The organism is Acidovorax sp. AC410 (assembly GCF_979253235.1).
The window spans coordinates 215,617-235,942 of record NZ_CEEDCG010000001.1 but is presented as its reverse complement, the minus strand read 5'-3'; the positions used below and the strand labels follow the sequence as shown (position 1 = coordinate 235,942).

Genomic DNA, 20,326 nt, shown 5'->3' with positions numbered 1-20,326 from the left:
AGACTGAACTGAGAGATTCGAGATGATTGACAACATCAGCTGGCTTGCGATTTACCCCGAGATTGTTCTCCTGGTCATGGGCTGCGTCATTGCGCTCGTTGACCTGGGTGTGCACAGCCCCCGCCGCACGGCCACCTACGTGCTGACCATGCTCACGCTGGCCCTGGTGGCTGGCCTGCAGGCCATGTATGCCAGCACCGGCAGCACCTTCTACGGCTTTGGCAACATGGTGGTCAGCGACTCCATGGGCAACTGGCTCAAGTGCTTCGCCACCGTGGCCGTGATGGTCACCCTGGTCTATGGCCGCCCCTACGCGGCAGACCGCGACATGATGCGCGGTGGCGAGCTGTTCACGCTGTCGGTGTTCGCGCTCCTGGGCATGTTCATCATGATCTCGGGCAACAATTTCCTGATGATCTACCTGGGCCTGGAGCTCTTGACCCTGTCGAGCTATGCCCTGGTGGCCCTGCGCCGCGACAACGCCACTGCGACCGAAGCCGCGATGAAGTACTTCGTGCTCGGCGCCATGGCCAGCGGCTTCCTGCTGTACGGCCTGTCCATGGTCTACGGTGCCACGGGCTCGCTCGACATCGGCCAGGTGTTCAAGGCCGTCAACTCCGGCCAAATCCGCCACCAGGTGCTGGTCTTCGGCCTGGTGTTCGTGGTCGCCGGCCTGGCCTTCAAGCTCGGCGTCGTACCCTTCCACATGTGGATTCCCGACGTCTACCAGGGTGCTCCCACGGCCGTCACGCTGATGATCGGCGGCGCGCCCAAGCTGGCGGCGTTCGCCATCACCATCCGCCTGCTGGTGGACGGCCTGCTGCCCCTGGCCATCGACTGGCAGCAGATGCTCGCGGTGCTGGCCATCGGCTCGCTGCTGGTGGGTAACCTCGCCGCCATCGCGCAGACCAACCTCAAGCGCATGCTGGCCTATTCGACCATCTCGCAGATGGGCTTCGTGCTGCTGGGACTGATGTCGGGCGTGGTCAATGGCAACGTCGAAGCCGCCGCGGTCGAGAACGCCTACAGCGCCTCCATGTTCTACGTGGTGAGCTACGTGCTGACCACGCTGGCCGCCTTCGGCGTGATCCTGCTGCTGGCCCGCGAAGGTTTCGAGAGCGAAGAGATCGCCGACTTTGCCGGCCTGAACCAGCGCAGCCCGCTGTACGCTGCCGTGATGGCCGTGTGCCTGTTCTCCATGGCCGGCATCCCGCCCATGGTCGGCTTCTACGCCAAGCTGTCGGTGCTGCAGGCCCTGGTGGCATCGGGCCAGGCGGCCTACATCGCCATGGCAGTGTTCGCCGTCATCATGTCGCTGATCGGCGCCTTCTACTACCTGCGCGTCGTCAAGGTCATGTACTTCGACGCCCCGCTGACCGCCACCAGCGTGTCCGCCCCAGTGGACGTGCGCGTGGTGCTGACCATCAACGGCGCCCTGGTGCTGGTGCTCGGCCTGCTGCCCGGTGGCCTGATGGCGCTGTGCGCCGAGGCCGTCGTGCGCGCCCTGGCCACCTGACCGACCGGCCGGAGCGAACCCGTGTCCCTGACCGGTTCCGTCTGGCTGGTGATCGTGGCGGCGCTGATCGCCGCCAACCTGCCCTTTGCCAACCAGCGCTGGCTGGTGGTGGGGCCGGTGGCGCAGCCGAAGAAGGGCCTGCCGGTGCGTATCGCAGAACTCGTGCTGGCGTATTTCCTGGTGGGGGGGCTGGCGCTGCTGCTGGAGCGCCGCGCCGGGCAAATCGCTCCCCAGGGCTGGGAGTTCTACGCCATCACCGGCACCATGTTCCTCACGCTGGCCTTCCCCGGCTTCGTGTACCGCTACCTGCTGCGCCGCCACGGCTGATCAGCTTTGGCGTCCTTTTCCCTCTGCTGCGCATCCCATGAAAGTGCTCGACCTGCACTGCCACGAAGGCCATGTCTTTGAAGGCTGGTTCGCGTCCGAGGACGATTTCCAGAGCCAGAACCAGCGTGGCCTGGTGCAGTGCCCCTGGTGTGGGGATTCGAGCATTTCCAAGCGCCTGAGCGCGCCGCGCCTGAACCTGGGCGCCAAGCCGCCGGTTCCCGCACCTGCCAAACCTGCTGCCACCGCCGGCAGCCAGGAGGCCGTGGCCTTGCCCCCAGCCTTGCAGGCAGCCTGGCTGGAGCTGGCGCGCAAGATTGCTGCCAACACCGAGGATGTGGGCAAGCGCTTTGCCGACGAGGCCCGGCGCATGCACCACGGCGAGACCGAGGAGCGCGCCATCCGCGGCCAGGCCACGCCCGACGAGGCGGCCCAATTGCTTGATGAAGGCATTGCCGTGCTGCCGCTGCCCTTGCCGGCTGCAGCCAAAGAAACCCTGCACTGATACGGATTTGCCTTCAACCGTATAACGTCGTTGAGTCGCCTTGCCGTGCTAAAGCACTGTCTGCGGCTCCCCGCCTAGTTCTACGGTCGAATGCAAATCCGTATGGATCTGCGCGTGGGCAGGGCAGGGGGACTGCGTTGGCCTCGGCTCAGGCCGTGAACTGCAGCGCCGCCAACCGCGCGTAGATGCCGTCGGCCGCCAGCAGGTCGGCATGCGTGCCTTGCTCCACGATGCGGCCATGCTCCAGCACCACGATGCGGTCGGCGTTCTGCACGGTGGCCAGGCGGTGGGCGATCACGAGCGTGGTGCGCTGGCCCGTGTGGCGCTGCATGGCCGTGTCCAGGGCCGCCTGCACCATGCGCTCGCTCTCCGCATCCAGGGCGCTGGTGGCCTCGTCGAGCAGCAGCAGGGGCGGGTTCTTGAGCATGGCGCGGGCGATGGCGATGCGCTGGCGCTGGCCGCCCGACAGGCGCACGCCGCGCTCGCCCAGAAAGGTGCCATAGCCCTCAGGCAGCGCCATCAGGAAGTCATGTGCAAAGGCCGAGCGAGCGGCGGCCATCACTTCTTCGTCCGTCGCCCCGGGGCGCCCGTAGCGGATGTTCTCCATCGCCGATGACGAAAAGATCACCGCATCCTGCGGCACCACGCCCACATGCGAGCGCAGCTCTGTGAGCGACAGGGAGCGGATGTCCGTGCCGTTCAGGCATATGGCACCTTGCGGCTCGCCGCCGGACGCCGCATCCACGTCATAGAAGCGCTGCAGCAGCTGGAAGACGGTGGTCTTGCCCGCGCCGCTGGCGCCCACCAGGGCCACGGTCTCGCCCGCGGCCAGCTGCAGGTTGAAGCCCTGCAGCGCAGGCTGGTCGGGGCGCGAGGGGTAGTGGAAGTCCACCTGCTCGAAGTCCACGGCCAGGCCCCTGCCGGTACCGGGCAGGGCCACGGGCGCGGCAGGCTCGGCCACGGGCGAGCGGCTGCCGAGCAGCTCCATCAACCGCTCGGTGGCGCCCGCCGCACGCAGCAGGTCGCCATACACTTCGCCCAGCACCGCCACGGAGCCCGCCAGCAGGACCACATAGACGATGGTCTGCCCCAGGTGCCCGGCGGTCATCTTGCCGGCCAGCACGGCCTGCGTGCCCTGGTACAGGCCCCACAGCAGCAGGGCGGCGTTGGCGATGATGATGAAGGCCACCAGCACCGCCCGCGCCAGGGTGCGGCGCACGGCCACCTGGAAGGCGTTTTCGTTGGCCTGCGTGAAGCGCTGGGCCTCGCGCGGCTCGGCCGTGTAGCTCTGCACCACGGGGATGGCGTTGAGCACCTCGGCCGCGATGGCGCTGGAGTCGGCCACGCGGTCCTGGCTGTCGCGCGAAAGGCGCCGCACACGCCGTCCTATCCACATGGTGGGCACGACCACCAGCACGATGGCCAGCAGCACCCAGGACATCACGTACGGGTTGGTCCATACCAGCATGGCCAGCGCACCGATGCCCATCACCGCGTTGCGCAGCCCCATGGACAGAGAGGAGCCCACCACCGTCTGCACCAGCGTCGTGTCCGCCGTCAGGCGCGAGAGCACCTCGCCGGTCTGCGTGGTCTCGAAGAACTGCGGGCTTTGCTGCAGCACATGGCTGTACACCGCATTGCGCAGGTCGGCCGTAACACGCTCGCCCAGCCAGCTCACCATGTAAAAGCGCCCGGCCGAGAACACGCCAAGCGCAATGGCCACGGCGAACAAGGCCTCGAAATGGTCGCGCAGCGCCATGGCCTGCTCGCCCTTGTCGGCGTTGACCAGGCCGCCGTCAACCAGCGTGCGCAGCGCGATCGGAAACGCCAGCGTGGCCAGCGCTGCCAGCACCAGAAAGACGCCCGAGAGGGCGATGCGCCCGCGGTACGGCCGCAGGAACGGCAGCAGGCCGCTCAGGGAGCGCGGCGCACCGCGGGCGGGGGAGGATGTCGAGGGAGAGGCCATGCGCGCAGTGTAGGGTGCCGCTTGCTTGCGTGTGCGAGGGAGGCTGACAACCGCACAGGTTGGTACAGGTCCCCGCCCACCCCACGCATGTCCTACCAGTCAGTAAAAAGTCAGCCGCCCGAACGGGTGGGTCCCCCGCTGCCCACACCGGGCTGTCGCGGTCTGCTCCAGAGGAGGCATTCGGGTATACGCGCATGCCCCGGGCGGGGTGCACACCGCCTCGCACTGTCACCTAGGCGTTTATACATAGGCATTAGTCCCAGTATCTGTGGATGGGCTCACCCGCATACGATGCGTTGCAACAAATAAGTATGCATGGAGACCTTGTTGCAAGGCCCGTCCATCCCGCACACCACGGAGCAGCCAAGGCGCAATGAGCGACGTCATCCTCGAAACCACCAGCCTGACCAAAGAGTTCAAGGGCTTCACCGCCGTCAGCGATGTGAACCTGGCCGTGCGCCGGGGTTCCATCCATGCGCTGATCGGCCCCAATGGCGCAGGCAAGACCACGTGCTTCAACCTGCTGACCAAGTTCCTCACGCCCACGTCGGGCGTCATCCGCTTCAACGGCCATGACATCACGCGCGAGCAGCCCGCACAGATCGCGCGCCGCGGGGTCATCCGCTCGTTCCAGATCTCGGCCGTGTTCCCGCACCTCACGCTGATGGAGAACGTGCGCCTGGGCCTGCAGCGCAAGCTCGGCACCTCGTTCCACTTCTGGCGCAGCGAGCGCAGCCTGCACCAGCTCGACGACCGCGCCATGCAGCTGCTGACCGAAGTCGGTCTGGCCGACATCGCCGACGAAGTCACCGTGAACCTGCCCTATGGCCGAAAGCGCGCCCTGGAGATCGCCACCACGCTGGCCATGGAGCCCGAACTGATGTTGCTCGACGAGCCCACCCAGGGCATGGGCCACGAGGATGTGGACCGCGTCACCCAGCTCATCAAGAAGGTCTCGGCCGGCCGCACCATCCTCATGGTGGAGCACAACATGAAGGTCGTCTCCACCATTGCCGACCGCATCACCGTGCTGCAGCGCGGCGCCGTGCTGGCCGAAGGGCCGTATGCCGAGGTATCGAACAATCCGCTGGTGATGGAAGCCTACATGGGCACCACCGACGGCCAACTGCAGGGAGCCCACTGATGGCCGGCACCCCCGCACTCGAAATCAAGGGCCTCGAAGCCTGGTACGGCGAATCGCACGTGCTGCATGGCGTGGACATCGTCGTGCAGCCCGGCGAAGTGGTGACCCTGCTGGGCCGCAACGGTGCTGGCCGCACCACCACCATGCGCGCCATCATGGGCCTGACCGGCGCGCGCAAGGGCTCGGTCAAGATCCACGGCGTGGAGACCGTGAACATGGCCACGCACCGCATCGCCCACCTGGGCGTGGGCTACTGCCCGGAAGAGCGCGGCATCTTCTCCAGCCTCTCGTGCGAGGAGAACCTGCTGCTGCCCCCGCAGCTCAAGACCGGCACGCCAGGCATGTCGGTGCAGGAGATCTACGCCATGTTCCCCAACCTGGCCGAGCGCAAGAACAGCCAGGGCACGCGCCTGTCAGGCGGCGAGCAGCAGATGCTGGCCGTGGCCCGCATCCTGCGCACCGGCGCCAAGCTGCTGCTGCTCGATGAGATCTCCGAAGGCCTGGCGCCCGTGATCGTGCAGGCCTTGGCGCGCATGATCACCATGCTGCGCGAGAAGGGCTACACGGTGGTCATGGTGGAGCAGAACTTCCGCTTCGCAGCGCCGCTGGCCGACCGTTTCTACGTCATGGAGCATGGCCGCATCGTCGAGAAGTTCGGTGCCGCCGAGCTCGAAGCCAAGATGCCGGTGCTCACCGAGCTGCTGGGCGTCTGAGCCGACCTCAGCGCCCTTGCGAAGACCCCACCCCCGATTCTTCACCACCACCACACCTACAGGAGACAACCATGAAGAACCAACTCAAAATGCTGGCCTTGATGCTCGGCGCAGCAGGTCTTGCAACGTCGGCCGCGCACGCACAGGACAAGGTCAAGATCGGTTTCATCACCGACATGTCCAGCCTGTACGCCGACGTGGAAGGCAAGAACGGCGCGCTGGCCATCCAGATGGCCATCGACGACTTCGGTGGCAAGGTACTGGGCATGCCCATCGAGCTGATGAGCGCTGACCACCAGAACAAGGCCGACATCGCCGCCTCCAAGGCGCGCGAGTGGATCGACACCCAGGGCCTGACGATGATCTTCGGCGGCACCAACTCCGGCACGGCCCTGGCGACGGCCAAGGTGGCGTCGGAGAAGAAGCGTGTCTATATCAACAACGGTGCCGCCAGTTCGGCCCTGACCAACGAGCAGTGCTCGCCCTACACGGTTCACTATGCCTACGACACCGTGGCGCTGGCCAAGGGCACGGGCTCGGCCATCGTCGATACCGGTGGCAAGAGCTGGTACTTCCTGACCGCTGACTACGCCTTCGGCCATGCGCTCGAAGCCGACACCACCACCGTGGTCAAGGCCAAGGGCGGCAACGTGGTGGGTGCCGTGCGCCACCCACTCAATGCATCGGACTTCTCGTCCTTCCTGCTCCAGGCGCAGAACTCCAAGGCCCAGATCCTGGGCCTGGCCAATGCGGGCGGCGACACCATCAACGCCATCAAGGCCGCCAAGGAATTCGGCATCGGCAAGACCATGAAGCTGGCCGGCCTGCTGATCTTCATCAGCGACGTACACAGCCTGGGCCTGCGCAACACCGAAGGCCTGCAGTTCACCACCAGCTGGTACTGGGACCTGAACGACGAGACGCGCAAGTTCTCGGCCCGCTTCTTCGAGAAGACCAAGCGCATGCCCACTGAGATCCAGGCCGCCGACTACTCGGCCACGATGAACTACCTCAAGGCCGTGGAAGCCGCCAAGAGCATCGATGCCGACAAGGTCATGACCACCTGGCGCGGCATGAAGATGAACGACTTCTTCGGTTCGGGCCAGCTGCGTGCCGATGGCCGCTACGTACACGACATGTACCTGATGGAAGTGAAGAAGCCTTCGGAGTCCACCAAGCCATGGGACTACTACAAGCTCGTCAAGAAGCTGCCCGGCGACACGGTGTTCACCACCAAGGCCGAGAGCAAGTGCCCGCTCTGGAAATAAGCCTTTTCTCGACCTGACCCGAACCTCCTTCGCACCTCCTGCCGCCTTTGCCCATGGAAATCTTTGGTGTCTCATTGCCAGGCCTGTTGAGCCAGCTCCTTCTGGGGCTGGTCAACGGATCCTTTTATGCAATCCTCAGCCTGGGGCTGGCCGTGATCTTCGGCCTGCTCAACGTCATCAACTTTGCGCATGGAGCGCTGTTCATGACGGGGGCATTGATCACCTGGATGGCCATGAACTACCTGGGCCTCGGCTACTGGTGGATGCTGCTGCTGGCGCCCCTGGTGGTGGGGGTGTTCGGGGTGGTGATCGAGCGCTTGTTGCTGCGCTGGATCTACAAGCTCGACCACCTGTACGGGCTGCTGCTCACGCTCGGCCTCACGCTGCTGATCGAAGGGGTGTTCCGCTCCATCTACGGCGTATCGGGCCTGGGCTACGACACGCCCGAGCTGCTCGAGGGGGCGACCAACCTCGGCTTCATGATCATGCCCAACTACCGGGCCTGGGTGGTGGTGGCCTCGGTGGTGGTCTGCCTGGCCACCTGGTACGTGATCGAGAAGACCAAGCTTGGTGCCTACCTGCGCGCCGGCACCGAGAACCCGCGCCTGGTGGAGGCCTTCGGCATCAACGTGCCGGTGATGGTGACCCTGACCTACGCCTTCGGCGCAGCCCTGGCCGCATTTGCCGGCGTGCTCGCCGCGCCGGTCTACCAGGTCACGCCGCTGATGGGGCAGAACCTGATCATCGTGGTCTTCGCCGTGGTGGTGATCGGGGGCATGGGCTCCATCATGGGCTCCATCCTCACCGGGCTGGGCCTGGGCGTCATCGAAGGCTTCACCAAGGTGTTCTACCCCGAGGCTTCTTCCACCGTGGTGTTCGTCATCATGGTCATCGTTCTCCTCATCCGCCCCGCCGGCCTGTTCGGCAAAGAGAAGTAAGCAGGGGCCGCTCGCATGAATCTCAAGAACCTTGCCCCCATCGGCTACGGCCTGCTGCTGCTCGCCTTGATCGCCGCGCCCTTTCTGGGCGCCTACCCCGTCTTCGTGATGAAGCTCATGTGCTTTGCACTGTTCGCTTCCGCCTTCAACCTGCTGCTCGGTTTCACCGGCCTGCTGTCCTTTGGACATGCGGCCTTCCTGGGTGGCGCGGCCTACGTGGCCGGCCATGCGATCAAGGTCTGGGGCCTCACCCCCGAAGTGGGCCTGCTGCTCGGGACGGCCGGCGGCGCCTTGCTGGGCCTGTTGTTCGGCTGGCTGGCCATCCGCCGCCAGGGCATCTATTTCTCGATGATCACCCTGGCCCTGGCGCAGATGCTGTTCTTCGCCTGCCTGCAGGCCCCGTTCACCGGTGGCGAGGACGGCCTGCAGGGCGTGCCCCGCGGCAAGCTGTTCGGCGTCATCAGCCTGCAGAGCGACCTGGTGATGTACTACGTGGCGCTGGTCATCGTGGTGCTGGCCTTCCTGGTCATCGTGCGCACCATCCACTCGCCGTTCGGGCAGGTGCTCAAGGGCATCAAGGAGAACGAGCCGCGCGCCATCTCCCTGGGCTATGACACGCACCGTTTCAAGCTGCTGGCCTTTGTTCTCTCGGCCGCACTGGCCGGGCTGGCGGGCTCGCTCAAGACCTTGGTGCTGGGTTTTGCCACCTTGTCCGACGTGCACTGGACGGCTTCGGGGCAGGTGATTTTGATGACCCTCGTGGGCGGGCTCGGGACGCTGTCCGGACCGCTGATCGGGTCGGCTGTTGTCGTTATGCTGGAGAACAAGATCGGCGAGTTCGGTAACTTGCTGGCTGCGCTCACCAGCGTCGAATGGTTCAAGACGCTGGGTGAGTCGGTCACCATGGTCACGGGCTTGATCTTCGTGATCTGTGTGCTGGCGTTCCGACGCGGGATCATGGGGGAGATCATTGCCTGGCTGGCCAGCCGTCGGGCATCCGGTTCGCGGCACTGATCTTTTTGAACTGCATGTTTTAGTTGAGGGCGGAGGCCGGGTCTCGGCCCGGCGGCCGAGGTACTCGTTCTTTGCTTCGCCAAAGAAAAGTACCCAAAAGAAAGGCGACCCTGCTGTCCGTGTCCCCGCTCGCCCGTTGGGCGAACGGGGCAACCTGCGATGCTCGGTCCTGGGGTGTGCCGCAGAACTCACTGCGTTCCCCCTGCGGGTGAACTCCGTTCGAACAGCTGCGGCAAGCCAGACAACGATGCGCGTGTCCTTCGGCACGCGCTCACCCCAGGCCCTGCGCTTCTCGGCACGTCCAGAAGGGATTGGGTGCCCCACACGGGCCATCGCTTCGCTCGGCCTGTGGTCCTTCGCTGCGCTCGGCTCGCCAGGGCGGTTGCACCGCCCCGTCGGCAGCGCGCAGCGCGAACCGACCCCCGGCGCAGCTGCGAAGCAGCAGCCGTCTTTGTCCCCGCTCCCCACCCCTGCTGGCTGCGCCGAGAAGCGCAGGAGCTGGGGTGGGCGTATGTGCCGAAGGACACACACGCTTCGTGATCTGGCTTGCCGATGCTGTTTGAGCGGAGTTCGAAGAACGCAGCGAGTTCATCGGCACCACCCCAGTTCCGAGCATCGCAGGTTGCCCCCATCGCCCGACAGGGCGATGGGGGACGCAGACTGGGGGCCGCCTTCTCTTTGGTGACTTTCTCTTGGCGGCCAAGAGAAAGTTACTGCGCCGCCGGGCGCACATCCCGGCTCCCGCACTCAACCAAGGCATGCTGCAACCACCGACCACCGACTACAACTTCAAAGGCCTCGCATACCCCGTCATCTCCAGATACCCCTTCCCCACCACAGCCCCCTCCCGCACCAACTCCGACAACCCCTCCCAGTAGATAGCCCCCGTAGACGCACTGCTATCGAGCTCCTGGTTGTCCAGCAGACTCCGCACCTCAAATACACCCACAGGCGTCCGCACCCGCCACTGCACCGGATACCGCGCCCCGCTCACAGCGCTCGTCCACCACCGCTCGGGCGTGAACACCACCTCGGCCGCATCGAACACGCGGGCCACCTGCCCAGGAGCGCGGAACGACCCACCGGCCCACAGCGCAGACCCATCCGCACGCCGCAACCGGAACGCCGTGAGCGCACTGCCATCGAGCAGGTTCATCCCGATCCAGTCCCACCCCTGCGCCTCGGGGTGCAGCAGCGCCTCGCTCCACTCATGGTCCATCCAGGCGCGGCCACTGCCGGGGTCGATGGCCATGCGCTTGCCATCGAGCACGATGGCGCCGCCCACCGCCAGTTGCGGCTGGCTGTAGTAGTAGCTGGCCTGCGCGCTCTCGGGCCCCTTGCGCGAGAGGCCTTCGCGGCCCTGCAGCAGCACGGGCTGGGTGGCGTTGAATTGCAGCTGCAGGCCGAAGTGTTCGCCCTCTATGCGCGCGGCATAGCGGCCGCCCTGGCCCCCCGGCAGGTCGCTGCGCACCAGGCGCCAGTCCTGCAGGCGGATGGCGGTATCGGATTCGCTCGCCTGGGCCACGCCAAAGCCCGCACGGGCGATGCGCTGGTCGTGGTGCAGGCGCTGGCCCTTCAGATCGGTGAGGGCGGCATGCGCGAACAACAAATGCTTTGCGCCAAAGGCCGACTGGATGCCCTGCGCAACATCCACGCGCGAGCGGAAGAAGGTCACCTGGAAGCCCCAGTCGCGCCCGCCCGCCTGTGCGTACCCGGTGATGTACCACCACTCGGTGCGCTGCTCGGGGTGGCTGCCGTGGTCGCGCGGAAAGGCCAGCGTGCGCGGCGGCAGGGCCTGGGCCGCGCTGCTCCAGGCGGCCGCACCCAGGGCGCCCGCCATGCCCAGCACGAGTGCCTTGCGGCGCGAAGGGGCGGGTGGCAAAGGGAACATCGGCTGCGGCATGCGGACTGGCCCAATCAGTCCATCAGCGCCTGCACCTTGCGCTGGGCCGCCGTGCAGTCGCCGAAATTCGCGGCCACCCATTCGGCGTTGAAGTAGGTGGGCAGGTAGCGCTCGCCCGCATCGCACAGCAGCGAAAGAATGGAACCCTGCTCGCCGCGCTCGCGCATCTCGCGCGCCAGGGTGAGCATGGCCACGAAGTTGGTGCCGGTGGAGGGCCCCACGCGCCGCCCGAGCAGCTGCGAGAGGGCCTGCATGGCGGCGACCGACTCCACGTCGGCCACTTCCTGCATGCGGTCCACCAGGGTGCGGATGAAGCTTGGCTCCACACGCGGGCGGCCGATGCCCTCGATGCGCGAGCCGGGCGCGGTCAGCGTGGCATCGCCCGTGCGGTGGTAGGCGCTGAACACCGAGCCTGCGGGGTCGGCCACGCAGACCTCGGTGGCGTGCTGCTGGTAGCGCAGGTAGCGGCCAATGGTGGCGCTGGTGCCGCCCGTGCCGGCGCCCACCACGATCCAGCGCGGCACGGGGTGGGGCTCGCGCGCCATCTGGGTGAACATGCTCTCGGCGATGTTGTTGTTGCCGCGCCAGTCGGTGGCGCGCTCGGCGTACGTGAACTGGTCCATGTAATGGCCGCCCGTCTGCTCGGCAATGGAGCGCGCCTCTTCGTACACCTGGCCGGCACTTTCCACCAGGTGGCAGCGGCCACCGTGGAACTCGATCTGCGCGATCTTTTCGGGCGAGGTGGTGCGCGGCATCACCGCCACGAAGGGCAAGCCCAGCAGGCGCGCGAAGTAGGCCTCGCTCACGGCGGTGGAGCCGCTGGAGGATTCGACCACGGTCGAGCCCTCGCTGATCCAGCCATTGCACAGCGCGTACAGGAACAGCGAGCGCGCCAGCCGGTGCTTCAAGCTGCCCGTGGGGTGCGTGGACTCGTCCTTGAGGTACAGGTCGATGCCATGCGCGCCATACGCGGGCAGGCGCAGCGGGATCAGGTGCGTGTCGGCGCTGCGCTGGTAGTCGGCTTCGATGCGGGCAATGGCGTTGTGCAGCCAGGCACTGGCACGCACGGGTGGGAGGGTCTTGTGGGCAGCGGTCATGGGGGGATTGTCTCGCAGTGCCCGCTGTCCACACAGGTTCTTACCAGTCTTCCTTGACGGCCATCACCGCGTCGCGCCCTGCGGCGGCCCGCCCGGCCAGCCAGGCAGTCACCGTGCCAGAGACCACCACGGCCGCGCACAGCGCCGCCAGGCGCCAGCCCGGAATGCGCAGGTCCATGGTCCAGTGAAAGCTCTGCGGATTCACCACGTGCACCAGCACCACCGACACGGCCAGGCCCAGCAGCACGCCGGCGACCGCGCCCACCCCGGTCCAGGCCGCGCCCTCGGCCGCCACCACGGCCAGGATCTGGCGGCGCGTAAGGCCCAGGTGCGCCAGCAGCCCGAACTCCTTGCGCCGCGCCAGCACCTGGGCACTGAAGCTTGCCGCCACGCCGAACAGGCCGATGCCGATGGCCACCGCCTGCAGCCAGTAGGTGACGGCGAAGCTGCGATCAAAGATGTGCAGCGAGCGCTCGCGGATCGCGCCGGCGGACATGAACTCCAGGGGCAGCTCCCCTGCGCCACGGACCGCCGCCAGGTCGCGGATGGCCTGCTGCAGCGCCGCCAGGTCGGTGCCCTCGCGCGGCCACAGCGCCAGGTCGCTGGTGCGCGCATCGCCCGTGAGGCGCAGGTAGTCCGCGCGGTCCAGCGCCACCGCACCCGACTGGCGCGCATAGTCGCGCCAGACCCCGGCGATGAAGAAGCGCGGTGCCTCCACCCGGGTGCTGAAGGCGCGCGACAGACCATCCCATTGCATGCCGGGTGCCAGTCCATACAGGTCCACCACGGCTTCGCTGATGTAGATGCCCAGGCTGCCGGACGGTACCGGCAAGGCCGTGCCGACCAGGGGCAGTTGGCGCGCCGGGTCGGCGCCCAGCGGGCGGCTGATGAGCATGAGCGCCGGGCGCGCGGGGTCGAGCTGCAGCGGGCTGGCACGCAGCGGCTGCACGCGCGCTATGCCCGGCAACTGCGCCACGGCCTCGGCAAAGCCGGCGGGCAACAACGCCGCCTCGCTGCCCGCCCCGCCCAGGGCCGAGCGCACATACAGCGGCGAGGGCAGCACCCCATCGAGCCACTGCGCGACCGAGCCGCGAAAGCTCGACACCATCACCGTCAGCGCCACGGCCAGGCTCAGGCTGGCCACCACGCCGCCTACGGCGATGGCGGCGCTGCCGCGCATGCGGCGCGCGCGCTCCAGCGCCAGCAGGGGCAGGGCGCGCCTTGCAGCCAATGGCTGCAGGCGTGCCAGCAGCGCCGCCATGCCGCGCGGCAGCAGGGCGATGCCGCCCACCAGCAACAGGGCAATGGCGCCATAGGCCGCCAGCGGAATGCCCGCCACGGGTGGCGCGAACGACAGCGCTACGCCCCCAACCACCAAGGCCAGGCCCACGGTGCCCCGGTCGGCCCCGGTGCTGGCGCTGCCCAGGCCCTTGAGGGTCTGCGCCGGAGGCAGCGTTTGCGCAGCGCGCGCGGGCCACCAGCCACCGGCCAAGGCCGCCGCAATGCCCAGCGCACCGTAAATGGCGGCGGCTGGCGCGCTCCATTGCAGCGCCGGCTGCACGCCCGCGAAATAGCCGCCGCCCAGGTCACCGCCCAGCAGGCGCAGCGCCGCCGCGGCCAGGCCCGTGCCCAAAGCGATGCCGGCCACGCTGCCCACCACCCCCAGCGCCGCCGATTCGGCCAGCACCAGGGCCAGGCGCTGGCGCGGCGTGGCACCGAGCACGGCCAGCAACGCGAACTGCGGCCCGCGCTGGGCCACGCTGAGCGCCAGCACCGAGAACACCAGAAAGGCGCCCGTGAACAGCGCCACCAGCGCCAGCACCGTGAGGTTGACGCGGTAGGCACGCGACAGGTTGCTGATGCGCTGAGCCGCATCGCCGGGCTCGGCCAGCATGGCCTGCGCCGGCCAGTCGGGCAGGGCGCGCAGACCCTGCGCGAAGGCCGTGCGGTCGCTGCCGGTCTGCAATTGCAGGTCGATGCGGCTCAGTTGCCCGCCACGGCCGAACAGGTCCTGCGCGGCGCCGATGTCCATCACCGCCAGCGGCGCGCCGCCTGCGCCCACGGTGCCTGCCACGCGCACGGCCAGGCGTTGCTGGCCGGTGTGCAGCGTGATCTGTGGCAATTGGGCGTTCGCATCGGCCGGGGCGGTGGTCGACAGACCGAGCGCCTGCAGCGCCGAGGCATTGAGGAACACCGTGGCTGGCGCGAACAGTGCAAAGCGGTCTGCCTGGGCCCAGGGGCGCGGCATGAGTGCCGGGGCCATGCCGTGCAACAGCAGGGCATCGGCCCCCAGCACGCGCAGCGGCACGCGCGCGGCCTGGGCCCCCGACGCGCCTGCGGGCGCCGCCACGGCAGACAGCTCCAGCACCGGGCTGGCCCGTGCCACCTGCGGGTGCGTGGCGATGCGTTCGTACCAGGCCTCGTCCAGGTGGCCCTGCATGGCGCGCAGCTCCAGGTCGGGCTGGCCGTTGACGGCACGCACCGCCTGCGAGAACTCGTCCAGCGCAGAGGCATTGATCACATGCACCGCGAACGCCAGCGCCACGCCCAGCATCACCGCGATCACGGCCGCCAGGCTGCGCCAGGGGTGGTGGCGCAGGTCCTGCCAGGAGAAGGTGCGCAGCAGGGCAAGCATGGCGGGCTGTGGCAGCGGTGTCAGCCCGCGCCGATGCCGTCGCTGGTGAGCCGCAGCACCCGGTCGGCGCGTGCGGCGGCTGCGTCCGAATGTGTGACCAGCACCAGCGAAGCGCCGTGCTCGCGCGTCTGCGCAAGCAGCAGGTCCATCACCCGCGCGGCGGTGGTGGGGTCCAGGTTGCCCGTGGGTTCGTCGGCCAGCAGCAGGGCCGGGCGGTGCACCAGGGCGCGGGCAATGGCCACGCGCTGCAACTGGCCGCCGCTGAGCTGCTGGGGCAGGCGCCTGCCCAGGTCCACCAGGCCCACGGCCGTGAGCATCTGCTGCACGCGCGCGGCATCGTTCTGGCCCAGCAGCATCAGCGGCAAGGCCACGTTCTGCGCCACGTCCAGGTGCGGCAGCACGTGGAAGGCCTGGAACACGAAGCCCACGTGTACGCGCCGCCACAGGGCGCGCGCCGTGTCGTCGAGCGCGCCCAGGTCGGTGCTGCCGTGCGTGATGCGCCCGGTGTCCCAGGTATCCAGGCCCGCCAGGCAGTTGAGCAGGGTGGACTTGCCCACCCCCGAGTCGCCCACGATGGCCACGAACTCACCGGGCTGCACGGCAAAGTCGACACCGGCGAACACCGTGGCCTCGCCATAGTGCTTGCCCAGTCCGCTGACGGTGAGGGTGGCCGTCATGGCGCCGCAGTATCCAGCCGGGCCAGCACGGCCTGCACCAGCGCGGCCGTGGCATCGGGCTGGTCGCAGGCGATGGCATGGCGCGCGGGCATGCTGCGCAGCCAGGTGATCTGGCGCTTGGCCAACTGGCGCGTGGCGGCAATGCCGCGCTCGCGCAGGCTGTCCAGGGGGAAGGGGCCGTACAGGCTTTCCCAGGCCTGGCGGTAGCCCACGCAGCGCATGGAGGGCAGGTCCGGGTGCAGGTCGCCGCGCGCGTGCAGAGCTTTCACCTCCTCCAGAAAGCCGGCTGCGAGCATGGCATCGAAGCGCAGGGCGATGCGCGCATGCAGCCAGGCGCGGTCCCCGGGCTCCAGGCTGAACAGGGCGGTGCTGGCCGCCAGGGGGCTGGGCGCGCGGTCCTTGGCCAGGTGAAAGCTCGACAGCGGCCGGCCCGAGACATGCCAGACCTCCAGCGCGCGCTGGATGCGCTGGCTGTCGGCCGGCGCCAGCCGCGCGGCGGTGACCGGGTCCACGCGCGCGAGTTCGGCATGCAGCGCGGGCCAGCCCTGCTCGGCGGCCTGGGCTTCGAGCCGTTCGCGCACGGCAGGGTCGGCGGCAGGCATGTCGTCGATGCCGTCGAACAGCGCCTTGAAGTAGAGCATGGTGCCGCCCACCAGCAGCGGCAGTGCGCCACGTGCGCGGACCTCGGCGATGAGCCGGGTGGCGTCCTGCACGAACTCGGCCGCACTGTAAGCCTGCAGCGGATCGCGGATGTCGATCAGGTGGTGCGGCACGGCAGCCAGCTCGTCCACCGTGGGCTTGGCGGTGCCGATGTCCATGCCGCGGTAGACCAGGGCCGAGTCCACGCTGATGATCTCCACCGACATGCGCGGCGCCAGCACGGCCGCCAGCGCCAGGGCGCCGGCGGTCTTGCCCGAGGCCGTGGGGCCGGCCAGCGCAATGGCTGGAAGGTGCTCAGGCGCGCTCACCCGGGTCTCCGAATTTCTGCACCAGCGTCCACGAGAGCAAGGCCAGCACCACCGACCAGAACCAGATGCCGTTGACCAGCGGCCACACCGTGCCATCCAGGCGCAGGCCCAGCCAGGCGCCGATGCCGAAGGCCGCCAGCATCATCATGAAACCATTGAGCGCCGAGGCCACGCCCGCCGCCTGGGGAAACGGCCCCACGGCGCCGCTCTGCCCGCAGGGCTGGTGGATTCCATGGGCCAGCATGAACAGGGAGAACGGCAGCAGCAGTGCCACGGGGTGGTGCCAGCCCATGAAGGCCACCAGCCCCATCAGCGTGCCCCCCGCCAGGCTCAGGCCGCCCGCAATGGCCACCGAGCGCTTGAGGCCGAAGCGCGCCAGCAGCCTGCGGCACAGGAAGGTGCCGGCAAAGTAGGCCACGCAGGCCGATGCCATGGCCCCGCCGTACTGCGTGCGCGACAGGCCCAGCACGTCGATGAACACGAAGGACGAGGAGGCCAGAAAGGTGAACAGCCCGCCATAGGTGGCCGTGGTCTGCAGTGAGAAGGCCCAGAAGGTCGGGTGGCGCAGCACCTGCAGCCAGGTGGCCACCAGGGTGCGGGGCTGCAGGGCCCGCGGGTTGCGGTGTACCAGGGTCTCGGGCAGGCGCAGGGCCACCAGGGCCAGCGTGGCCACGGCATACACCGTGAGGGCCGAGAGTGAGGCACGCCAGCCCAGCCACTCGGCCAGCAGGCCGCCCAGCGGCGCGCAGATGCAGGCCACGAAGCCCAGGCCGGTGAGCGCCTTGGACATGGCGCGCGCACCCTCCAGCGGGGTGTACAGGTCGCGCACGATGGCGCGCGCGCACATCACCACCGAGCCCATGGCCGCCCCCTGGGCGATGCGCCACAGGATCAGCAGCGACATGCTGGGCGCCAGCACGCTGCCCACGGATGCCACGGTATAGATGGACAGGCCCACCAGCAGGATGGGCCGGCGGCCGAAGCGATCCGACAAAGGACCCCAGACCAGCTGCGAGGAGCCGAAGGCCAGCAGCAGGCCGCTGAGCGTGAGCTGGGCCACGGACACGGACGAGCCCAGGCTGCGCGTGAGCGCCGGCAGCGCCGGCAGGTACAGGTCGGTGGTGACGGGCTGGATGCTCAGCAGCGCGGCCAGGATCAGGATGGCCAGCGCCGGGGCAATGGCAGCGGGCGCGGCCGGATGGCCGGCGGTGGCGAAGGGGGCAGACATATCTGTCTGAGCGTACCAGATGGGTCGGGACAAACCCGAGCACGGGGCTTTCGCGTCGCTTGCACGACATTGGCAGGCAAATGCGGGCCCTACAGTGCATCGCGGCACTGAACGCCAGGCCCCTACCACCCCAACAACAGGAGACAAGCGCATGCATTGCAGCAGCAATCACCCCTCGACCCCTTCCCCATTTCGCAGCCCCCTGACCACCCTGGCCCGTGCGGCGCTGGGTATGGTGCTGGGTGCGACCCTGGCGGCCGCCCACGCACAGGCCCCCGCTGCGGCGCCGGCCCTGCCGGCACCCGAATCGGTCTCGCTCGACAAGCTGGGCTACATGGGCACTTTCCCGCCCGAGGGTGCGCAGCGTGTGGACCTGAGCAACTCCTACAAGTACCCGCAGATGCGCTGGGCGCTGCAGCACTTGCGCGAGCTGCAGCCCACACGCAACATCCGCCGCGGCGCGGCCCCCGCATCGGCGCTGCCGGCCGATCCGCGCCCGCTGGGCGCGTTCTCGTTCGACGACGACAAGGGCCAGCCCATCACGGTGGACCAGTGGCTCACGCGCACCTACACGGATGCCATCGTCGTGCTGCACAAGGGCAAGGTGGTCTACGAGCGCTACGACAACCAGATGAAGCCCTGGACGCCGCACCTGCTGTTCTCGGTCACCAAGTCCTTCACCGGGCTGATGGCGGCGCAGTTGGCGCACGAGGGCAAGATCGACCCCGAAGCGCTGGTCACGAAATACGTGCCTGAGCTGGCCGATTCGGCCTGGGGCGACATGAAGGTGCGCGAGGTCATGGACATGACCGGGGCCGTGCGCTTTCGCGAGGTGTACACCGACCCGACCACCGAGATCTTCGGCTACAGCTGGTCCGCCGGCATGCTGCCGCGCCCACCGGGCTACCAGGGGGCGACCAACATTTATGACTTCCTCAAGACCCTGAAGAAGGAGGGCGAGCACGGCGAGGGTTTCGTCTACCGCACCGTGCATTCCGAGGTGCTGGGCTGGATCGTCTCGCGCGCCACGGGCAGGCACTGGGCCGAGCTCATGGGCGAGAACATCTGGCAGAAGCTGGGCATGGAGGAGGACGCGCATGTCATGGTGGACAGCGTGGGCACGCCGCTGCAGGGCGCGGGCCTGAACGCTACGGCGCGCGACCTGGCGCGCTTCGGCGAGATGCTGCGCCAGGGCGGCAGCTTCAACGGCCAGAAGGTCTTCGACAAGGCCGTGATCGACGACACGGCCAAGGGCGGCGACCGCACCAGGTTCCAGTTCCGCGGCATCCAGACCGCGCGGCCCGGCTACAGCTACCGCAACCAGTGGTGGGTGCTGCACAACGCCGACGGCGCCTACGAGGCCTCAGGCATCCATGGCCAGATGGTGCATGTGAACCCGGCGGCCGAGATGGTGGTCGTCAAGCTCTCCTCGCACCCTGTGGCCAGCGCGGCTGCCACGCATGCGCTCACGCTCAAGGCGTGGTCGGCGCTGGCGCAAGCGGTGCGTCGTTGAGGCCCACGACGGGCGCAGGATCGCCCTCGTAGCCGGGGGGCGTGAGGCGGAACAGCGAGACCAGGGCCTCGCGGTAGAGGTCCATGCCCACGTCGTTGGTGTTGTGGTGCGAGCCCCCCTCCACCAGCACGAAGCGCTTGGGCTCCTGGGCGGCCTCGTAGAGCTTGCGCCCCAGCGCCGGGGCGATCAGGCTGTCCTGGCTGCCATGCACCACCAGCAGTGGTGAGCCGATCTGGGGCACCTTGCGCACCGATTCGAAACGCTGGGTGATCAGTGCCGACACCGGCAGCCAGCCCCATTTGAAGGTGCTGATCACCTCGGCGATGCTGGTGAAGGTGCCTTCCACCATCACGCCCTTTTCGTCCTTGACCTCGCGGGCCAGGTCGATGGCGATGGCCCCGCCCAGCGAGTGGCCGAAGATGTAGCGCGCCGCCGTGGGGTGGCGCTCGCCAAGCCAGTCCCAGGCGGCGTGCGCGTCCTCGGCAGCCATGGCCTCCGAGGGCAGGCCCGCGCTGCTCTGGCCGAAACCCCGGTAGTCGATGGCCAGCACCGAAAAACCGAGCGCGTGCATGCGCCGGATGCGGGGCGACGAGCCGGCCACGTTCCAGCGCGCACCGTGCAGGTACAGCAGCACCGGTGCATCGGCCCGCTCGGCCGGCATCCACAGCCCATGCAGGCGCTCGGCCTTGCCCGTGGCGCGCGATGCGAAGTCGATCCACACGTCCTGCATGCCTTCGGTGACCCCCGTGCCGCCCCAGCTGCGGTTGCTGGGCTGAAAGATCCATTCACGCTGCTTGGAATCCAGGGTGGAACAACCTGCGCTGACCGCCAGGGCCAGCACCAGGGAGAGCAGGAGGGCGGTGCGTTTCATGGGTGGGACTGACTCGTGTGCGTGCCAGAAAGTTCTGCTTTCTATT

General features: G+C 68.2%; 17 protein-coding genes. 9 read left to right on the top strand and 8 right to left on the bottom strand.

What is annotated here, in order from left to right; genetic code table 11:
- Positions 1 to 22: 22 nt before the first annotated feature.
- Genes nuoN through AC0IZS_RS01015 form a run of 3 tightly spaced genes read left to right on the top strand, consistent with a single transcriptional unit; the run spans position 23 to position 2,345 of the window.
- On the top strand, positions 23 to 1,516 hold the full coding sequence (gene nuoN / locus AC0IZS_RS01025; protein WP_471633944.1) for an NADH-quinone oxidoreductase subunit NuoN: 1,494 nt from the start codon (positions 23 to 25) through the stop codon (positions 1,514 to 1,516).
- 21 nt (positions 1,517 to 1,537) lie between these two features.
- Positions 1,538 to 1,843: a DUF2818 family protein gene (locus tag AC0IZS_RS01020; protein ID WP_179681528.1), complete on the top strand. Its 306-nt coding sequence runs from the start codon at positions 1,538 to 1,540 to the stop codon at positions 1,841 to 1,843.
- 37 nt (positions 1,844 to 1,880) lie between these two features.
- Entirely contained in the window at positions 1,881 to 2,345 is a 465-nt protein-coding gene (locus AC0IZS_RS01015; protein ID WP_471633943.1) for a DUF1178 family protein, read from the top strand.
- A gap of 148 nt (positions 2,346 to 2,493) precedes the next feature.
- On the opposite strand, the gene AC0IZS_RS01010 is transcribed toward AC0IZS_RS01015, so the two are convergent.
- Complete coding sequence (locus AC0IZS_RS01010) at positions 2,494 to 4,311, bottom strand: ABC transporter transmembrane domain-containing protein (RefSeq protein WP_471633942.1); 1,818 nt, start codon at positions 4,309 to 4,311, stop codon at positions 2,494 to 2,496.
- A 373-nt stretch (positions 4,312 to 4,684) separates the two neighbouring features.
- On the opposite strand from AC0IZS_RS01010, the gene AC0IZS_RS01005 reads away from it, so the two are divergent.
- From AC0IZS_RS01005 to AC0IZS_RS00985, 5 genes are all read left to right on the top strand, one after another.
- A complete protein-coding gene (locus AC0IZS_RS01005; protein WP_322596003.1) occupies positions 4,685 to 5,455 on the top strand; it encodes an ABC transporter ATP-binding protein in 771 nt (256 codons plus the stop codon).
- Complete coding sequence (locus tag AC0IZS_RS01000) at positions 5,455 to 6,168, top strand: ABC transporter ATP-binding protein (RefSeq protein ID WP_179681525.1); 714 nt, start codon at positions 5,455 to 5,457, stop codon at positions 6,166 to 6,168. The genes AC0IZS_RS01005 and AC0IZS_RS01000 overlap by 1 nt, the downstream gene beginning before the upstream one ends.
- 71 nt (positions 6,169 to 6,239) lie before the next feature.
- Positions 6,240 to 7,436, top strand: coding sequence for an ABC transporter substrate-binding protein (locus AC0IZS_RS00995; RefSeq protein ID WP_471633941.1), 1,197 nt, complete (start codon positions 6,240 to 6,242; stop codon positions 7,434 to 7,436).
- A gap of 53 nt (positions 7,437 to 7,489) precedes the next feature.
- Positions 7,490 to 8,374, top strand: coding sequence for a branched-chain amino acid ABC transporter permease (locus AC0IZS_RS00990; RefSeq protein WP_471633940.1), 885 nt, complete (start codon positions 7,490 to 7,492; stop codon positions 8,372 to 8,374).
- Positions 8,375 to 8,389: 15 nt separating this feature from the next.
- Positions 8,390 to 9,388, top strand: a complete 999-nt coding sequence (locus AC0IZS_RS00985) for a branched-chain amino acid ABC transporter permease (protein ID WP_471633939.1) — start codon at positions 8,390 to 8,392, stop codon at positions 9,386 to 9,388.
- Between the two features lie 781 nt (positions 9,389 to 10,169).
- Here the strand turns inward: AC0IZS_RS00985 and AC0IZS_RS00980 are convergent.
- Genes AC0IZS_RS00980 through AC0IZS_RS00955 form a run of 6 tightly spaced genes read right to left on the bottom strand, consistent with a single transcriptional unit; the run spans position 10,170 to position 17,896 of the window.
- Positions 10,170 to 11,279 (bottom strand): lipocalin-like domain-containing protein, encoded by a 1,110-nt coding sequence (locus AC0IZS_RS00980; RefSeq protein ID WP_471633938.1) that lies wholly within the window; start codon positions 11,277 to 11,279, stop codon positions 10,170 to 10,172.
- Between the two features lie 26 nt (positions 11,280 to 11,305).
- Positions 11,306 to 12,388: a PLP-dependent cysteine synthase family protein gene (locus tag AC0IZS_RS00975; RefSeq protein WP_471633937.1), complete on the bottom strand. Its 1,083-nt coding sequence runs from the start codon at positions 12,386 to 12,388 to the stop codon at positions 11,306 to 11,308.
- Positions 12,389 to 12,428: 40 nt separating this feature from the next.
- A complete protein-coding gene (locus tag AC0IZS_RS00970) occupies positions 12,429 to 15,023 on the bottom strand; it encodes an FtsX-like permease family protein (protein ID WP_471633936.1) in 2,595 nt (864 codons plus the stop codon).
- 20 nt (positions 15,024 to 15,043) lie between these two features.
- Positions 15,044 to 15,700, bottom strand: a complete 657-nt coding sequence (locus AC0IZS_RS00965; protein ID WP_471633935.1) for an ABC transporter ATP-binding protein — start codon at positions 15,698 to 15,700, stop codon at positions 15,044 to 15,046.
- Positions 15,697 to 16,668 (bottom strand): tRNA (adenosine(37)-N6)-dimethylallyltransferase MiaA, encoded by a 972-nt coding sequence (gene miaA, locus AC0IZS_RS00960; RefSeq protein WP_471633934.1) that lies wholly within the window; start codon positions 16,666 to 16,668, stop codon positions 15,697 to 15,699. The genes AC0IZS_RS00965 and miaA overlap by 4 nt, the downstream gene beginning before the upstream one ends.
- Positions 16,655 to 17,896, bottom strand: a complete 1,242-nt coding sequence (locus AC0IZS_RS00955) for a multidrug effflux MFS transporter (protein ID WP_471633933.1) — start codon at positions 17,894 to 17,896, stop codon at positions 16,655 to 16,657. Before AC0IZS_RS00955 ends, miaA begins: the two co-directional genes overlap by 14 nt.
- 151 nt (positions 17,897 to 18,047) lie before the next feature.
- Here AC0IZS_RS00955 and AC0IZS_RS00950 point away from each other — a divergent pair, with 151 nt between their 5' ends.
- A complete protein-coding gene (locus tag AC0IZS_RS00950; RefSeq protein ID WP_471633932.1) occupies positions 18,048 to 19,409 on the top strand; it encodes a serine hydrolase domain-containing protein in 1,362 nt (453 codons plus the stop codon).
- Here the strand turns inward: AC0IZS_RS00950 and AC0IZS_RS00945 are convergent.
- On the bottom strand, positions 19,369 to 20,280 hold the full coding sequence (locus tag AC0IZS_RS00945) for an alpha/beta hydrolase (RefSeq protein WP_471633931.1): 912 nt from the start codon (positions 20,278 to 20,280) through the stop codon (positions 19,369 to 19,371). The two genes, AC0IZS_RS00950 and AC0IZS_RS00945, sit on opposite strands and share 41 nt — an antisense overlap.
- Positions 20,281 to 20,326 lie beyond the last annotated feature (46 nt).